The organism is Edwardsiella ictaluri ATCC 33202 (genome assembly GCF_000264785.1).
GTDB classification, from domain to species: Bacteria; Pseudomonadota; Gammaproteobacteria; order Enterobacterales; family Enterobacteriaceae; genus Edwardsiella; species Edwardsiella ictaluri.
This window is the reverse complement of sequence record NZ_AFJI01000008.1, coordinates 19031-35000: the sequence shown is the minus strand read 5'-3', so window position 1 is coordinate 35000 and position 15970 is coordinate 19031. Positions and strand designations below refer to the sequence as shown.

The 15970-nt window shown below is 54.8% G+C and carries 16 protein-coding genes; 1 reads left to right on the top strand and 15 read right to left on the bottom strand.

Features of this window, described 5'->3' with window-relative positions:
• The 4 genes from pstB to pstS form a co-directional block, all read right to left on the bottom strand.
• Nucleotides 1–780 carry a phosphate ABC transporter ATP-binding protein PstB gene (gene pstB, locus EIEH_RS00735; protein WP_015873059.1) on the bottom strand — a complete coding sequence of 260 codons (780 nt, stop codon included), beginning with the start codon at nt 778–780 and terminating at the stop codon, nt 1–3.
• A gap of 47 nt (nt 781–827) precedes the next feature.
• Nucleotides 828–1715: a phosphate ABC transporter permease PstA gene (gene pstA, locus EIEH_RS00730; protein WP_015873058.1), complete on the bottom strand. Its 888-nt coding sequence runs from the start codon at nt 1713–1715 to the stop codon at nt 828–830.
• A gap of 1 nt (nt 1716) precedes the next feature.
• The gene (gene pstC, locus EIEH_RS00725) at nt 1717–2688 is read right to left on the bottom strand and encodes a phosphate ABC transporter permease PstC (RefSeq protein WP_015873057.1); all 972 of its coding nucleotides are present in this window, start codon (nt 2686–2688) and stop codon (nt 1717–1719) included.
• A gap of 62 nt (nt 2689–2750) precedes the next feature.
• A complete protein-coding gene (gene pstS / locus EIEH_RS00720) occupies nt 2751–3791 on the bottom strand; it encodes a phosphate ABC transporter substrate-binding protein PstS (RefSeq protein WP_015873056.1) in 1041 nt (346 codons plus the stop codon).
• A gap of 362 nt (nt 3792–4153) precedes the next feature.
• On the opposite strand from pstS, the gene EIEH_RS00715 reads away from it, so the two are divergent.
• Nucleotides 4154–4990 (top strand): glycosyltransferase family A protein, encoded by an 837-nt coding sequence (locus tag EIEH_RS00715; RefSeq protein ID WP_015873054.1) that lies wholly within the window; start codon nt 4154–4156, stop codon nt 4988–4990.
• A gap of 57 nt (nt 4991–5047) precedes the next feature.
• Here EIEH_RS00715 and glmS read toward each other — a convergent pair whose 3' ends face one another.
• The 11 genes from glmS to atpI all read right to left on the bottom strand — a co-directional run bounded on the left by glmS (nt 5048) and on the right by atpI (nt 15676).
• Complete coding sequence (gene glmS, locus EIEH_RS00710) at nt 5048–6877, bottom strand: glutamine--fructose-6-phosphate transaminase (isomerizing) (RefSeq protein WP_015873053.1); 1830 nt, start codon at nt 6875–6877, stop codon at nt 5048–5050.
• Between the two features lie 208 nt (nt 6878–7085).
• Nucleotides 7086–8456, bottom strand: coding sequence for a bifunctional UDP-N-acetylglucosamine diphosphorylase/glucosamine-1-phosphate N-acetyltransferase GlmU (gene glmU / locus EIEH_RS00705; protein WP_015873052.1), 1371 nt, complete (start codon nt 8454–8456; stop codon nt 7086–7088).
• 278 nt (nt 8457–8734) lie between these two features.
• Nucleotides 8735–9154 (bottom strand): F0F1 ATP synthase subunit epsilon, encoded by a 420-nt coding sequence (locus EIEH_RS00700; RefSeq protein ID WP_012850327.1) that lies wholly within the window; start codon nt 9152–9154, stop codon nt 8735–8737.
• Nucleotides 9155–9173: 19 nt separating this feature from the next.
• On the bottom strand, nt 9174–10556 hold the full coding sequence (gene atpD, locus EIEH_RS00695; RefSeq protein ID WP_012850326.1) for a F0F1 ATP synthase subunit beta: 1383 nt from the start codon (nt 10554–10556) through the stop codon (nt 9174–9176).
• A 34-nt stretch (nt 10557–10590) separates the two neighbouring features.
• Nucleotides 10591–11454: a F0F1 ATP synthase subunit gamma gene (atpG, locus tag EIEH_RS00690; RefSeq protein WP_015873050.1), complete on the bottom strand. Its 864-nt coding sequence runs from the start codon at nt 11452–11454 to the stop codon at nt 10591–10593.
• A 62-nt stretch (nt 11455–11516) separates the two neighbouring features.
• Complete coding sequence (atpA, locus tag EIEH_RS00685) at nt 11517–13058, bottom strand: F0F1 ATP synthase subunit alpha (protein WP_015873049.1); 1542 nt, start codon at nt 13056–13058, stop codon at nt 11517–11519.
• A gap of 12 nt (nt 13059–13070) precedes the next feature.
• Nucleotides 13071–13604, bottom strand: a complete 534-nt coding sequence (atpH, locus tag EIEH_RS00680) for a F0F1 ATP synthase subunit delta (protein ID WP_015873048.1) — start codon at nt 13602–13604, stop codon at nt 13071–13073.
• Between the two features lie 14 nt (nt 13605–13618).
• Entirely contained in the window at nt 13619–14089 is a 471-nt protein-coding gene (gene atpF, locus EIEH_RS00675; RefSeq protein ID WP_012850322.1) for a F0F1 ATP synthase subunit B, read from the bottom strand.
• Nucleotides 14090–14148: 59 nt separating this feature from the next.
• Nucleotides 14149–14388 (bottom strand): F0F1 ATP synthase subunit C, encoded by a 240-nt coding sequence (gene atpE, locus EIEH_RS00670; protein ID WP_004093904.1) that lies wholly within the window; start codon nt 14386–14388, stop codon nt 14149–14151.
• Between the two features lie 51 nt (nt 14389–14439).
• On the bottom strand, nt 14440–15258 hold the full coding sequence (gene atpB / locus EIEH_RS00665; RefSeq protein WP_015873047.1) for a F0F1 ATP synthase subunit A: 819 nt from the start codon (nt 15256–15258) through the stop codon (nt 14440–14442).
• A gap of 40 nt (nt 15259–15298) precedes the next feature.
• Nucleotides 15299–15676 (bottom strand): F0F1 ATP synthase subunit I, encoded by a 378-nt coding sequence (gene atpI, locus EIEH_RS00660; protein ID WP_015873046.1) that lies wholly within the window; start codon nt 15674–15676, stop codon nt 15299–15301.
• Nucleotides 15677–15970: the final 294 nt, after the last annotated feature.

Below are 15970 nucleotides of genomic sequence, written 5' to 3'. Positions count from 1 at the left end.
TCAGCCATAGCGACCGGTAATATAGTCTTCCGTCTGCCGCTGCGCAGGGGCGGTAAACAGCTTATCTGTATCACTAAATTCAATGAGCTCACCAAGATACATAAATGCAGTGTAGTCGGAACAGCGCGCCGCCTGCTGCATATTGTGGGTCACGATCACCACGGTGTAGTCCTGCTTCAGCTCAGTGATAAGCTCCTCGATACGGCTGGTCGAAATAGGGTCCAGCGCAGAGCAGGGCTCATCCAACAGTAAGACCTCCGGACGGATGGCAATACCGCGGGCGATACACAGACGCTGCTGCTGGCCGCCTGACAGGCTATAGCCGCTTTGGTGCAGCTTATCTTTCGTCTCACTCCACAGTGCCGCCTTGGTCAGCGCCCACTGTACCCGCTCATCCATATCGGCACGCGACAGCTTTTCAAACAGGCGTACGCCGAAGGCGATATTGTCGTAGATGGACATGGGAAAAGGCGTCGGCTTCTGAAACACCATGCCCACCTTGGCGCGCAGCAGCGCGACATCCTGGCTGTCGGTCAGGATATTCTGGCCATCCAGTAGAATCTCCCCCTCTGCGCGCTGCTCCGGGTAAAGCTGGAACATCTTGTTAAAGGTACGCAGCAGCGTCGACTTGCCGCAGCCGGACGGGCCGATGAAGGCCGTTACTTTATTTTTATCAATATCCAGCGAGATATTCTTCAGCGCGTGGAATTTTCCGTAATAGAAGTTCAGATCGCGCACCTGAATTTTACTGTTGGTCGGGTCTGCCACTGCATTACTCATCGTTTTTCTCTCTGTTAGCGGCGCCGCTGTGCGGCAGCGCCCCAAAATTAGTATTTTTTCTTGGCAAAAATCACGCGGGCCACGATATTCAGCAGCAGAACGCACAGCGTGATCAGCAGTACCCCAGCCCAGGCCAGCTGTTGCCACTCCGCAAACGGACTCATGGCAAACTTAAAGATAGTGACCGGCAGGTTAGCCAGCGGCTGCATCATATCGGTACTCCAGAACTGGTTGGAGAGCGACGTAAACAGCAGGGGCGCCGTCTCACCGGCGATACGGGCGATGGCCAGCAGTACCCCGGTAATAATCCCCGATACGGACGCTTTCAGGGTAATCGCTGAAATCATCTTCCACTTGGGGGTACCCAGCGCATAGGCCGCCTCACGCAGGCTGTCCGGCACCAGCTTCAACATATTCTCCGTGGTGCGGATAACGATCGGCACCTGCAGCAGCGCCAGCGCGATCACCCCGGCCCAGCCGGAAAAGTGCTGCATCCTGGCCACCACAATGGTGTATACGAACAGTCCGACCACGATAGAGGGTGCAGACAACAGAATATCGTTAATAAAACGGGTCACGTTGGCCAACCAGCCGTTGCGGCCGTATTCCGCCAGATAAATGCCCGCCATGATCCCCAACGGCGTACCGATCACCGTCGCCCACAGAATTAGTAACCCAGAGCCAACGATAGCATTCGCCAAACCGCCGCCTTCGGTATTCGGCGGCGGCGTCATTTCGGTAAACAGCGCCAGCGACATACCGTCCAGGCCGCGGGTAAAGGTAGATAGCAGGATCCACACCAGCCAAAACAGGCCAAATGCCATCGTGCCCATCGACAGGCATAGCGCAATACGGTTTTTCTGGCGACGCCAGGCCTGCATGCGGCGACGGGATTCCGCCAGCTTCTGCGGATGTTGTACGTCCATCGTTGCCATATTAACGTCCCTCGTTCTTCGCCAGACGCAGAACCATCAGCTTGGACAGCGCCAGCACGATGAAGGTGATCACAAACAGAATCAGCCCAAGCTCCATCAGCGCCGCGGTATGCAGACCGGACTCCGCCTCGGCAAACTCATTGGCCAGCGCTGAGGTAATACTGTTACCCGGCATATACAGTGAAAAGCTGTCGAGCTGGTAGGTATTACCGATGACAAAAGTGACCGCCATGGTCTCCCCCAGCGCGCGTCCCAACCCCAGCATAACGCCTCCGATCACCCCATTTTTAGTGAACGGCAGGACGATACGCCAAATCACCTCCCAGGTGGTACAGCCAATGCCATAGGCAGACTCTTTCATCATGACCGGCGTCTGCTCAAACACATCGCGCATCACCGCCGCAATATAGGGAATGATCATGATCGCCAGGATCACCCCCGCGGCCAAGATACCGATACCGAACGCTGGACCGGAAAATAGGGTACCGACGATGGGAATACCGGAGAGCACGTTGCTCACCGGCGTCTGAAAATACTCGGCAAACAGCGGGGCAAAGATAAACAGCCCCCACATACCGTAAACAATACTGGGGATCGCCGCCAGTAGCTCAATAGCTACCCCTAGCGGGCGACGTAGCCATCCCGGCGCCAGCTCCGTCAGAAACAGGGCAATACCGAAGCTGACCGGAACGGCGATGATCAGCGCGATAAGGGAGGTAACCAGCGTGCCGTAGATAGGCACCATCGCGCCAAACTGCTCCGCGGGTGCATCCCACTCTTTACTCCACAGGAAGGCAAAGCCAAACTTCTCCATGCTGGGCAGCGCGGCGACGATCAGCGAAACGATGATCCCCCCCAGCAGCAATAGCGTAATCAGGGCCGCCAGTTTAACCAACGCCCCAAAAACGACATCACCAAGCTTACTCGGCGCTTTTATCATCGGCTGTTTATTAGACAACGGCGAATCAGCCATGCGTATCTCTTCTTAAACGGTCACGGTACGGCACGCACCGCGCGGTGCGTGCCAAAAAGCGATCAGTACAGCGCGTTGCCGCCGCTGTCCTTAACGCTGCTTTTCCAGGCAGTACGAATGTGCTCCACCACCGACGTCGGCAGGGTCGCATAGTCCAGATCATTGGCCTGTTTGGCACCTTTACTGTAAGCCCAATCGAAGAACTTCAGCACCTCTGCCGTTTGCTTGGGTTTGCTGGGCGCCTGATGAACCAGAATGAAGGTGGTCGAGGTGATCGGCCACACGTTATCGCCCGGCTGGTTAGTCAGATCCTGAGCAAAAGACGCGCTCCAGTCAGCGCCTTTCGCCGCATTGCTGAAGCTGGCCTCCGTCGGACTGACCGCCTGTCCCTCGGAGGAGATCAGCTTGGTGTAGGCCAGCTTATTCTGTTTGGCATAGGCATACTCGACGTAGCCGATAGCGCCAGGCAGGCGCTGTACAAAGGCGGCAACACCATCGTTGCCTTTACCACCCAAGCCTGTAGGCCAGTTAACAGTAGAGCCGGCACCGACGTCACTCTTCCACTGTGCGTTAACTTTGTTCAGGTAGCTGGTAAAGACAAACGAGGTGCCCGAGCCATCGGCGCGACGTACAACGGCAATCGCCTGATCCGGCAGCTTAACCCCCGGGTTCATCTTGGCAATTGCCGCGTCGTTCCACTTCTTAATTTTACCCAGGTAGATATCACCCAGCGTTTCACCGTCCAGCGTCAGCTCGCCGGACTTAATGCCCGGTAGGTTAACGGCCATCACCACGCCGCCGATAACTGTCGGGAACTGAAATAGGCCGTCCGCCGCCAGCTTTTCTTCGCTCAGAGGGGCATCGGAGGCACCGAAATCAACGGTGTTGGCAATGATCTGCTTCACACCGCCAGAGGAGCCAATGCCTTGATAATTTACTTTATTACCGGTCTCTTTCTGATAGGAGTCTGCCCACTTGGCGTAAACCGGCGCAGGGAAGGTGGCACCGGCACCGGTCAGGCTCTCCGCCGCAAAGGCAGACATGGCGCTCAGGGAGACGGTCGCGGCGACAATCCCGGCGACAGTGGTACGCATCAGTTTCATATTCCCTCCTGGGAAGTGTTATTCATCGTAACGTATGAACGATCGGCTCAACTATGGTGCAGGTAGCAAAATAAGGCAGTTTAATGACAGTAAAATGTATGGATTATGACAGTTTTATGACAACTCGGTAGCCAGGGCGTACGCCGCACGATAGGCCGCGGGTTCCGTCGGCAGCGCAGCGGTCATCTGCGCGACGGCCAGCAGAAAACGCAGCGTCATCAGATAAATCGCGTCTGACGATATATTAAAAATTACGATATACAACAAATACATATTACTATCGTTGGTGATATTAACTACTATCCATGTGATAATGGGCAAAATCGCTCACCTCATGGCTATGCTCACAGGATAACCGTTAAATGATCCACCAAGACAATGACAAACAACATATTAAACTGTCTTATGTGACACACTTTTATTGTAATCAGAAAAGTATTGAATCTGTCTTTTCACTGCTGCGAAAGTATGAAAATTTACCGTTATCCATCCGCAGCGCGGTGGAGTTTATTATTGTCGATGATGGCTCCCCGGTAACCTACGACATTGGCAGTTTTGACTTAAATATTACCTGGTTAAAGATAACTGAGGATATTAAATGGAATCAGGCCGGCGCACGTAACCTGGGGGTTACCTATGCAAAGTCTGATAAAATTTTGCTGACCGATTTGGATCACGAACTGCCGGCCAAAACCTTTGAATACCTGATCGATGCGAGAAATCCCGGGCGTAACTTCTATAAAATATATAGAGAAAGCCCTGAACGTGGATTGTATAAAGGCCATTCTAATCTATTTTTTATGTCGCGAGCGCGTTTCTTTCGCCACTTTGGCTATGATGAAGAGTTTGCCGGTAACTACGGCGCAGAGGATTACCGCTTTGTTAAATATCATAAATATCATGGTTCTCGACAAAAATATCTGCCAAAAAAAATTATTTGCCACGAGAGAGTGCTCGATCGTGAAAAAAGCTATCATAGCCTGAGTCGCGATTTATCAGCCAATACGCCTGTCGACTTACAAAAGCGAAAAGAGTGCGAAACATATGGTGATGAATATGGCCATAGCCGCATTTTCCTTAATTTTGAATGGAAGATTATCTACCGCCACAGTGTATTTCCAACGACGCTGCCAGCAGAAAAACGCTGGTGGAGGCCGCTATGGTGGCTACGCTATTTATCGTCCACCCTTTCTCGCTAATCGTTACTCAATAAAAAGGGGATGCCGAGGCATCCCCTGATATCTCACGATCGCGCTTTATTCTACGGTAACCGACTTAGCCAGGTTACGCGGCTGATCGACGTCGGTCCCCTTGATCAGGGCGACATGATAGGAGAGCAGCTGCAGCGGCACCGTATAGAAAATCGGTGCAATCACCTCTTCTACGTGTGGCAGAGCGATAATACGCATCCCTTCACTTTTGCTAAACCCGGCGCTCTGGGCAGCGAAAACGTACAGCAGACCGCCGCGGGCACGCACCTCTTCAATATTGGATTTTAACTTCTCCAGCAGCTCATTATTCGGCGCCACCACCACCACTGGCATATCGGAGTCGATCAGCGCCAGTGGACCATGCTTCAGCTCACCGGCGGCGTAGGCCTCGGCATGGATATAGGAGATCTCCTTCAGCTTCAGCGCCCCTTCCATCGCGATCGGATACTGATCGCCGCGCCCTAAAAACAGCGCGTGGTGCTTATCCAGAAAATCTTCGGCCAGCGCTTCAATGCTGCGATCCAGCGAAAGCATCTGCTCAATACGGTTCGGTAACGCCTGCAGGGCATGGACAATCTCCTGCTCCGCCTCCACTGACATCGCGTGTAGACGACCAATACGCGCCACCAGCATCAGCAATACCGTCAGCTGAGTAGTGAAGGCCTTGGTTGACGCAACGCCGATTTCAGTGCCGGCGCGGGTCATCAGCGCTAAGTCGGACTCGCGCACCAGCGAGGAGCTGGCTACGTTACAAATTGCCAGCGACCCCAGGTAGCCAATCTCTTTGGACAGGCGCAACGCCGCCAGCGTATCGGCCGTTTCACCTGACTGAGACAGCGTTATTATCAAGCTGTTTTTACGCACGGCTGACTTACGGTAGCGGAATTCAGAGGCGATCTCTACATCGCAGGGAACGCCGGCCAGCGCCTCAAACCAATAGCGGGCAACCATACCGGAGTGGTATGACGTTCCGCAGGCGATAATTTGGATATGCTCAACCTGCGACAGCAGGCGCTCTCCGGCCTCGCCCAGCTCCTGCAGATCGATTTGACCGTGGCTAAAGCGCCCCTCAAGGGTGTTTTTGATCGCCTGCGGCTGTTCGTAAATCTCTTTCTGCATGTAGTGGCGATAGTCACCCTTATCACCGGCATCATACTGCACGTTGGATTCGACTTCGGCACGTGCCGCCGGTGCACCGGTGGCGTCAAAGATGGTCACGCTGTGGCGGGTTAGCTCGGCAATATCCCCCTCTTCCAGGAAGATAAAGCGGCGGGTGACCGGCAGCAGCGCCAGCTGATCGGAGGCCAGAAAGTTCTCCCCCATTCCTCGGCCAATCACCAGCGGGCTACCTGAGCGAGCACAGACCAGCACTCCTGGGTGCTGGCTGTCCATCACTACCGTACCATATGCGCCGCGCAGCTGCGGGATGACCCGCTTAACGACCTCCAGCAGGGATCCTCCCTGGCGTTGTTCCCAGTTTACCAGGTGCGCAATCACCTCCGTATCCGTCTCGGAGGTAAAACGGTAGCCGCGCTCAATCAGCTGTGCGCGCAGCGTCTCGTGGTTTTCGATAATACCGTTGTGCACCACGCTGATGTGGCCGGATACATGGGGATGCGCATTCTGTTCACTCGGTTCACCATGGGTTGCCCAGCGGGTGTGGGCAATACCGGTGCCGCCGACCATTGGCGACAGGGCAACCGCGTCGTTTAAAGCATTGACCTTGCCTACACGACGTAGACGCTGCATATGTCCCTGCGCGTCCACGACTGCCAGACCTGCAGAGTCATAGCCTCGGTACTCCAGACGACGTAACCCTTCCAGCAGGATCTCTGCCACATCTCGCTGCGCTACCGCGCCAACAATTCCACACATAAGGTTTTCTTCCTATAGCCAAACCGCCACAGCGGTTTGTCGATGCCCGTATCGATCTGATTGATAAACGGCGCTGTGCGCCGCTGCCCCGAGCCTTGTAGAGAGTGGGGCTGATCCCTTTAGCGGGATCTTTATTATTTTTTTCCCTGTGTCCCTCGTCGGGGCACAGGGAAAAACCGCTGCAGCCGTCAGGCTGCAGCGATCGCGATCATTTTTTCTTCACCGGCCGCTCCCAGCCGCTGAGCTGTACCTGTTTCACCCGACTGAGCACCAGCTCTCCGTCACCCACATTTTTGGTGACCGTCGTACCGGCCGCGATCGTCGCACCACGGCCAACGGTAACCGGCGCCACCAGCTGACTGTCTGAACCAACGAAGACATCATCACCGATCACCGTCTGGTGTTTATTGGCGCCATCATAGTTACAGGTAATAGTCCCTGCGCCGATATTCACCCCTGCGCCGATCTCCGCATCACCCAGATAACTCAGATGACCCGCCTTAGAGCCGCGCCCCAGGTGCGCCTTCTTCATTTCAACAAAGTTACCCACGTGCGCCTCCGCATCGAGGCAGGCGCCGGGGCGCAGACGGGCAAAGGGCCCCACGGTACAAGCCTGCGCCAGCCGGGCACCCTCAATCACCGTATAGGGACTAATCACACTATCATCGGCGATCTGGCAATCTTTCAGCACACAGCCGCTGCCGATATGAACCCGGTTTCCCAGCGTCACTTTGCCTTCGATAATCACGTTGGTATCGATCACCACATCGCGTCCGTGTACCAGCTCTCCGCGCAGATCGAAGCGGGCCGGATCGGTTAGCATTACGCCAGCCAGCAGCAAACGCTGCGCCTGCTGCTGCTGATAGGCCCGTTCCAGGGCGGAAAGCTGCAGGCGGTTGTTAACCCCCTCCACCTCGCTCAGGCGTTCGGGATGTACTGCCGCAATCTGCCTCCCTTCCTGATGGGCCATGGCGATAATATCGGTAATATAGAACTCACCCTGAGCATTGTTGTTATCCAGACGGGCCAGCCAGCGCTTCAGATCCACGCCGTTGGCCACCAGAATGCCGGTGTTGATCTCATTGATACGACGCTGCGCTTCGCTGGCATCCTTATGTTCGACGATCCCCACTACGCGGTCGTGATGACGCACAATGCGGCCATAGCCGCTCGGATCGTCCAGTTTTACCGTCAGTAGACCGATTCCCCCCTGGGGCTTCGCCGCGATCAGGCGCTGCAACGTCGCGGCCGAAATCAGCGGCACATCGCCGTACAGCATCAGGATATCTTCATCGTCGGAAAAATCAGGCGCCGCCTGCTGCATGGCATGGCCGGTGCCCAGCTGCTGAGCCTGCAGCACCCAGTTCAGCGGCTGGCCAGACAGATGGGCCTTCAGCAGATCACCGCCGTGTCCATATACCAGATGTACCTGACGGGCGCCCAGCGTCAGCGCGCTATCAATAACATGCTGCACCATCGGCTTACCTGCCAGCGGATGCAACACCTTAGGAAGATCGGAATACATGCGGGTTCCTTTACCGGCGGCAAGGATGACCACGCTTAATGGAGATGTCGACATAAGCAATCTGATCCATTCAAATTGATGGGGTAAAGTAAACCCGTTCAGTGGCGGGATTACTACATATTTCTCTACTCAAAACGCGCGCAGGTCAGATGTACTGCGGGGATAGGATGATGATAGATAACTTGGCAGGAGGGGGGCAAACACTCTCTTCGCCAATACGCTTTTTCGTGCGATTAGCCCAACAATTGCGCAGCGAATATCCAGGGAGAGCGCTTTTTTTTAACGATAAAAAAAACCTCTCCGCCGGGGAGAGGTTTTTTACCGTCGTCTGCTTACATCATTTTTTTGGTCAATTCGATTACGCGCAGTTTGGCAATCGCCTTGGCCAGCTCTGCAGATGCCTGAGCATAGTCAACGTCGCCGTGCGAGCTGCGGATGTGTTCTTCTGCTTTACGCTTCGACTCCATCGCACGCGCCTCGTCGAGGTCCTGACCACGGATAGCGGTATCGGCCAGTACGGTAACCGCGCTGGACTGCACCTCAAGGATGCCGCCGGAAAGGTAGATAAACTCCTCCTCTCCGTGCTGTTTAACGATACGCACCATGCCAGGCTTAATGGCAGTAAGCAGCGGAGCGTGCCCCGGGTAGATACCCAGCTCACCTTCACTACCCGTCACCTGGATTTTCTGCACCAGCCCGGAGAACATCTGACGCTCCGCGCTGACCACATCCAGATGGAAAGTCATAGCCATATCACCCTCCTATCAGGCGTTACAGTTTCTTGGCTTTTTCCACGGCTTCGTCGATAGAGCCCACCATGTAGAACGCCTGCTCCGGCAGATGGTCATAGTCACCGTTCATGATGCCTTTAAAGCCCATGATGGTGTCTTTCAGCGAAACGTACTTGCCAGGAGAACCGGTGAACACTTCCGCAACGAAGAACGGCTGTGACAGGAAGCGCTGGATCTTACGCGCACGGGCCACGACCAGCTTGTCCTCTTCAGACAGCTCATCCATACCCAGAATGGCGATGATATCCTTCAGCTCCTGATAGCGCTGCAGAATGGACTGCACGCCGCGTGCCGTGTCATAGTGCTCCTGACCCACCACCAGAGGATCCAGCTGACGGCTGGTCGAGTCCAGCGGGTCAACGGCCGGGTAGATACCCAGAGAGGCGATCTGACGGCTCAGAACCACGGTGGCATCCAGGTGGGCAAAGGTGGTTGCCGGCGACGGGTCAGTCAGGTCATCTGCAGGAACGTATACCGCCTGAACTGAGGTGATAGAGCCGGTTTTCGTAGAGGTAATACGCTCCTGCAACACGCCCATCTCTTCTGCCAGCGTCGGCTGATAACCTACCGCTGACGGCATACGGCCCAACAGTGCAGATACCTCGGTACCGGCCAGGGTATAGCGGTAGATGTTATCGATAAATAGCAGAACGTCGCGGCCTTCATCGCGGAACTTCTCCGCCATGGTCAGACCGGTCAGTGCAACGCGCAGACGGTTTCCCGGCGGCTCATTCATCTGGCCATAGACCAGAGACACTTTGTCCAGTACGTTGGAATCCGTCATCTCGTGGTAGAAGTCATTACCCTCACGGGTACGCTCACCCACGCCGGCGAAAACGGAGTAACCGGAGTGCTCGATAGCGATGTTACGGATAAGCTCCATCATGTTAACGGTCTTGCCGACACCGGCGCCCCCGAACAGACCCACCTTACCGCCTTTAGCGAACGGGCAGATCAGGTCGATAACCTTGATGCCGGTCTCCAGCAGCTCCTGGGAGTTGGACAGATCTTCGTAGCTCGGCGCTGCGCGGTGAATTGCCCAGCGCTCTTCCTCGCCGATCTCGCCCTTCATATCGACCGGATCGCCCAGTACGTTCATGATACGGCCCAGTGTTGCCTTACCCACCGGGACTTCGATCGGATGGTTTTGGTCTTCTACATCCAGCCCGCGACGCAGGCCGTCAGAAGAACCCATTGCGATGCAGCGAACGACGCCACCACCCAGCTGCTGCTGAACTTCCAGTACCAGTTTAGTGGCACCGCCTTTTACCTCCAGTGCGTTATACACCTTCGGCACGGCATCCTGCGGGAACTCCACGTCCACCACGGCGCCGATAACCTGGATAATCTTTCCAGTAGCCATCTTGAATCCTCTACGTAATTCGTAAACCTAGCTCTTAAACCGCAGCAGCGCCCGAGACGATCTCGGTGAGCTCCTGGGTGATGCTGGCCTGACGAGCCTTGTTGTAGACCAACTGCAGCTCTTTGATCAGGTTGCCGCCGTTGTCAGTTGCCGCCTTCATAGCAACCATTCGTGCGGCCTGCTCACTGGCCAGGTTTTCCACGACGCCCTGATAAACCTGCGATTCCACATAGCGACGCAGCAGGGTATCCAGCAGCGCCTTCGGATCCGGTTCATACAGGTAATCCCATGATTTCCGTTTCAGCTCCGCATCATCTGCCTTGGGCAGCGGTAACAGCTGAATGACCTGTGGTTCTTGGGACATGGTGTTGATGAACTTGTTGCTCACCACATACAGGCGATCCAGACGGCCTTCATCATAGGCCTGCAGCATCACCTTCACCGGACCGATCAGCTCGGACAGGGAGGGGTTATCTCCCATGCCGGTGACCTGAGCGACAACGTTGCCGCCCACGGACCCAAAGAAAGAGACTGCCTTGGAGCCGATCAGCGCGAGATCGATATCCACGCCCTTCTGGTTCCACTCTTTCATCTCTGTCAGCAGCTTCTTGAACAGGTTAATGTTCAGGCCACCGCACAGACCACGGTCGGTAGAAACCACCAGATACCCCACACGTTTAATATCGCGCTCTTCCAGGTACGGGTGTTTGTATTCCAGATTCCCCAGCGCAAGGTGACCAATCACTTTGCGCATGGTTTCTGCATAGGGACGGCTGGCCGCCATGCGATCCTGCGTTTTACGCATTTTGGAGGCGGCGACCATCTCCATCGCTTTCGTGATCTTTTGCGTGTTTTGCACGCTGGCGATCTTGCTACGTATCTCTTTCGCGCCGGCCATCTCTGCTTCTCCTCAAAACCTTTTACGGCCCACCGTATTACTGCCGGCAGGCCGTAAGGCTATTACCAGGACTGGGTTGCTTTGAAGGTATCGAGAATGCCTTTCAGCTTGCCTTCGATCTCGTCGTTATAAGCACCGGTCTGGTTGATTTGTTGCATCAGGTCAGCGTGCTCGCGATCAACGTAAGCCATCAGCGCCGCTTCGAAGCCGCCAACCTTCGCCAGCTCGACATCTTCCAGGTAGCCACGCTCAGCGGCGAACAGCACCAGCGACTGCGTAGCGACAGACATCGGCGCATACTGTTTCTGCTTGAGCAGCTCAGTCACCTTCTGGCCGTGGCTCAGCTGTTTCCGGGTCGCATCGTCCAGATCAGAGGCAAACTGAGAAAACGCCGCCAGTTCACGGTACTGCGCCAGAGCGGTACGGATACCGCCGGACAGTTTCTTCATGATCTTGGTCTGCGCCGCGCCACCCACACGGGATACGGAGATCCCCGGGTTTACCGCAGGGCGGATACCGGCGTTAAACAGGTTAGATTCCAGGAAGATCTGACCATCGGTAATCGAGATTACGTTGGTCGGAACGAACGCGGAAACGTCACCAGCCTGGGTTTCAATGATCGGCAGCGCCGTCAGTGAACCCGTCTTACCCTTGACCTCACCCTTGGTGAAGGTCTCGACGTACTCAGCGTTAACGCGCGCTGCACGCTCCAGCAGACGGGAGTGGAGGTAAAATACGTCACCCGGAAATGCTTCACGACCTGGCGGGCGACGGAGCAGCAGGGATATTTGGCGATAAGCGACCGCTTGCTTGGACAAGTCATCATAGATGATCAGCGCGTCTTCACCGCGATCTCGGAAATATTCCCCCATCGCACAGCCGGCGTACGGCGCCAGGTACTGCAGGGCGGCGGATTCTGAGGCCGAGGCCACGACGACAATGGTGTTAGCCAGCGCGCCGTGCTCTTCCAGCTTACGCACCACGTTAGCAATGGTAGAAGCCTTCTGACCTACGGCGACATAGATACACTTAATGCCGGAGTCACGCTGGTTGATAATGGCATCGACGGCCAGCGCGGTTTTACCGGTCTGACGGTCGCCGATGACAAGCTCACGCTGACCGCGACCGATAGGGATCATGGCATCCACGGACTTATAGCCCGTCTGTACCGGCTGATCGACAGACTGACGTTCGATAACGCCCGGGGCGATGGCTTCAACAGCGGAGAACCCGTCGTGCTCGACCGGACCTTTACCGTCGATCGGCTCACCCAGGGTGTTCACCACGCGGCCCAGCAAACCACGGCCTACCGGAACTTCCAGAATACGGCCGGTACACTTGACCTTCATGCCTTCGGCAAGGTCAGCGTAGGGCCCCATAACTACCGCACCCACAGAGTCGCGCTCCAGGTTCAGTGCGATAGCGTAGCGGTTACCCGGCAGCGCGATCATTTCGCCCTGCATGACGTCCGCCAGACCGTGAACGCGGATAATCCCGTCGCTCACTGAGACGATTGTACCTTCGTTGTGAGCTTCGCTCACCACGTCGAACTGAGCAATGCGCTGCTTGATCAGTTCGCTGATTTCGGTGGAATTCAGTTGCATGCTCCAGTCCCCTTAAGACTGCAAGACGTCTGTCAGGCGATCCAAACGGCCACGAATGCTGCCATCGATCACCAGGTCACCCGCGCGGATAACCACGCCGGCCAATACAGACTTATCAATTTTGCAATTCAGCTTCACTTTACGTGACAGACGTTGTTCCATTGCGGCGCTGATTTTATCCAGCTGCGCCTGAGTCAGGGGCGCTGCAGAGGTGACTTCCACATCTGCCGTCGCTTCCATCGCATCACGCAGTGCAATAAACTGCTGCAGCACGTCAGGAATAACCTGTAAACGTCCGTTTTCCGCCATCACTTTAATGAAGTTCTGACCGGATTCATCGAGCTGGTCGCCGCAAATATCAATGAAGAATGCCGCAAGGGTCTCCGGAGCCAAGGCACCGGACAACATTTCGGCCACGCTTTCATTGCGGGTCACCTCAGCGCTGAACGTCAGCATGTTCTGCCAACGATCCAGGCTGTTATGCTCAACAGCAAAGTCAAAAGCTGCTTTGGCGTAGGGGCGAGCTACCGTGATAAATTCAGACATCGGCCCCTCCCTCCTTACAGTTCAGCGACCAGTTTATCGACGATGTCGCTGTTCGCAGCTTCATCCACGGAACGTTCAATAATTTTCTCGGCACCAGCGATTGCCAACATGGCGACCTGTTTACGCAGCTCTTCACGGGCACGCTTGCGTTCGGCATCGATTTCAGCCTGCGCCTGCGCGACGATCTTGGCGCGTTCCTGTTCTGCTTCCGCCTTCGCCTCATCGATGATCTGAGACTTACGCTTGTTCGCCTGCTCGATGATCACCTGTGCGTCAGCCTTGGCTTTCTTCAGCTGGTCGGTCGCATTGGCCTGCGCCAAGTCCAGATCTTTCTTCGCACGCTCTGCGGAAGAGAGACCGTCAGCAATCTCTTTCTGACGCTTCTCAATGGCAGCCATAAGCGGCGGCCATACATACTTCATGCAGAACCAGACGAACAGGACAAACGCGATGGCCTGGCCGAGGATTGTTGCGTTAAGATTCACAGCACAATGCCTCTTAAATTAGTTAATCGGTTTGGTTGGCGTTAACGGGGAGACCCCATTTACGCGACGGCAAACATGACGTACAGACCCAGACCAACCGCAATCATCGGGATAGCATCCACCAGACCCATTACGATAAAGAACTGTGTACGCAGCAGCGGGATCAGGTCAGGCTGACGCGCGGCGCCTTCCAGAAATTTACCACCCAGGATGCCGATACCGATCGCAGCACCGATTGCCGCCAGGCCCATCATCACAGCGGCAGCCATGTACAGCAGATCCATACTCAGGTTTTCCATGACAGTCTCCAGTTTATTTCAGTTAAACGCAGTAGTGTTGTTAAAAAATAATCAGTGCTCTTCAGACGCCATCGACAGATAGACGATCGTCAGAACCATGAAGATAAAGGCTTGAAGCGTAATAATCAGGATGTGGAAAATAGCCCATGGAACGTTGAGCAACCACTGTGACCACCACGGCAACAGACCGGCAATCAGGATGAAAATCAGCTCGCCGGCATACATGTTACCGAACAGTCGCAAACCGAGGGAGACCGGCTTGGACAACAGGCTGACGCCTTCCAGAATCAGGTTGACGGGAATAAAGACAGGATGATTGAACGGCTGCAGAGTCAACTCCTTAACGAAGCCCCCCACCCCTTTCATCTTAATGCTGTAGAACAGGATCAGGATAAACACCCCAAGCGCCATCGACAGGGTGATATTGACATCCGCCGACGGTACCACGCGCAGCGCAGGAAGCCCCATCCAATGCTCAGCGATATACGGCAGGAAATCGATGGGAACCAGATCCATCAGGTTCATCAGGAAGACCCAGACGAAGATGGTCAGAGCCAGCGGTGCGATCAGCTTGCTCTTGCCGTGATACATGTCGCGCACACTGCCATCGACGAAGCCGATAATCAGCTCAACGGCGGTCTGAAACTTACCCGGTACGCCGCTGGTTGCATTCTTGGCGACCTTACGGAACAGAGCCAAAAATATCAGGCCCAGAACCACAGAGAAAAACATGGAGTCGATGTTCAGCGTCCAGAAAGATGCTGGACCATCGTGCGGATTCACCAGCTCAAAAGTACGCAGATCCAACTGAAGGTTGTTCAGATGATGACCGATGTACTCTTGTGGCGTAGAGATTTCTCCTGCAGACATGATGCCTCTTACCCTTTAAGTAGTTAATACGGTAACTGTTTTAATTACGACTAATAAATGCCGGCGCTGCTACCTGCACCACCAGCACCGCAATGTAAGTCAGGCCAAGCGGAAGAAAAACCGCCTTAAACCCCCCTAGCGACACGATAAGCAGGGCTATCGTGCAGACCATTTTAAGCGCCTCGCCCAGAGCGAATGCCCAAGCAATACGCCCCTCAGCCCGCACTTCGGCCCGCGAACCCAAGGCAAACAGCATAAACACGGCATTGGGTAACCAGGCGGAAAGCCCGCCCAACAGTGCGGACCATCCCCAGCCTACCGATTTTATCGACAGGCATATACTGAATAGAACAAAGGTCACTAGCTGTAGAATCAGCAAGTTACGTGCGATCTTTCCGCCATAAAGCGCTCCAGACATGACGTTTGCTCTCTCCAAACCCCCAGGAGGGATGCCGATTTGAGTGACGTAATAAAACTGCCTTTGCGAGGCTGAGTCAAGCCAGAAAAACGTGAAAATTATACGGTGCATCCCTACAAATTCAATGTATAAGTAGCCAAAAAGTGAATGGTAATTTAAATATTTTCACGATTTATCACCGAACACACAGAATCGACGAAATATCCTTTTTGACCAATACATAACACAATTCCAATCTTACATTTTTACGCTGTTTAATGATCACCTAACTACATAGAAGAAAAACCTATATAC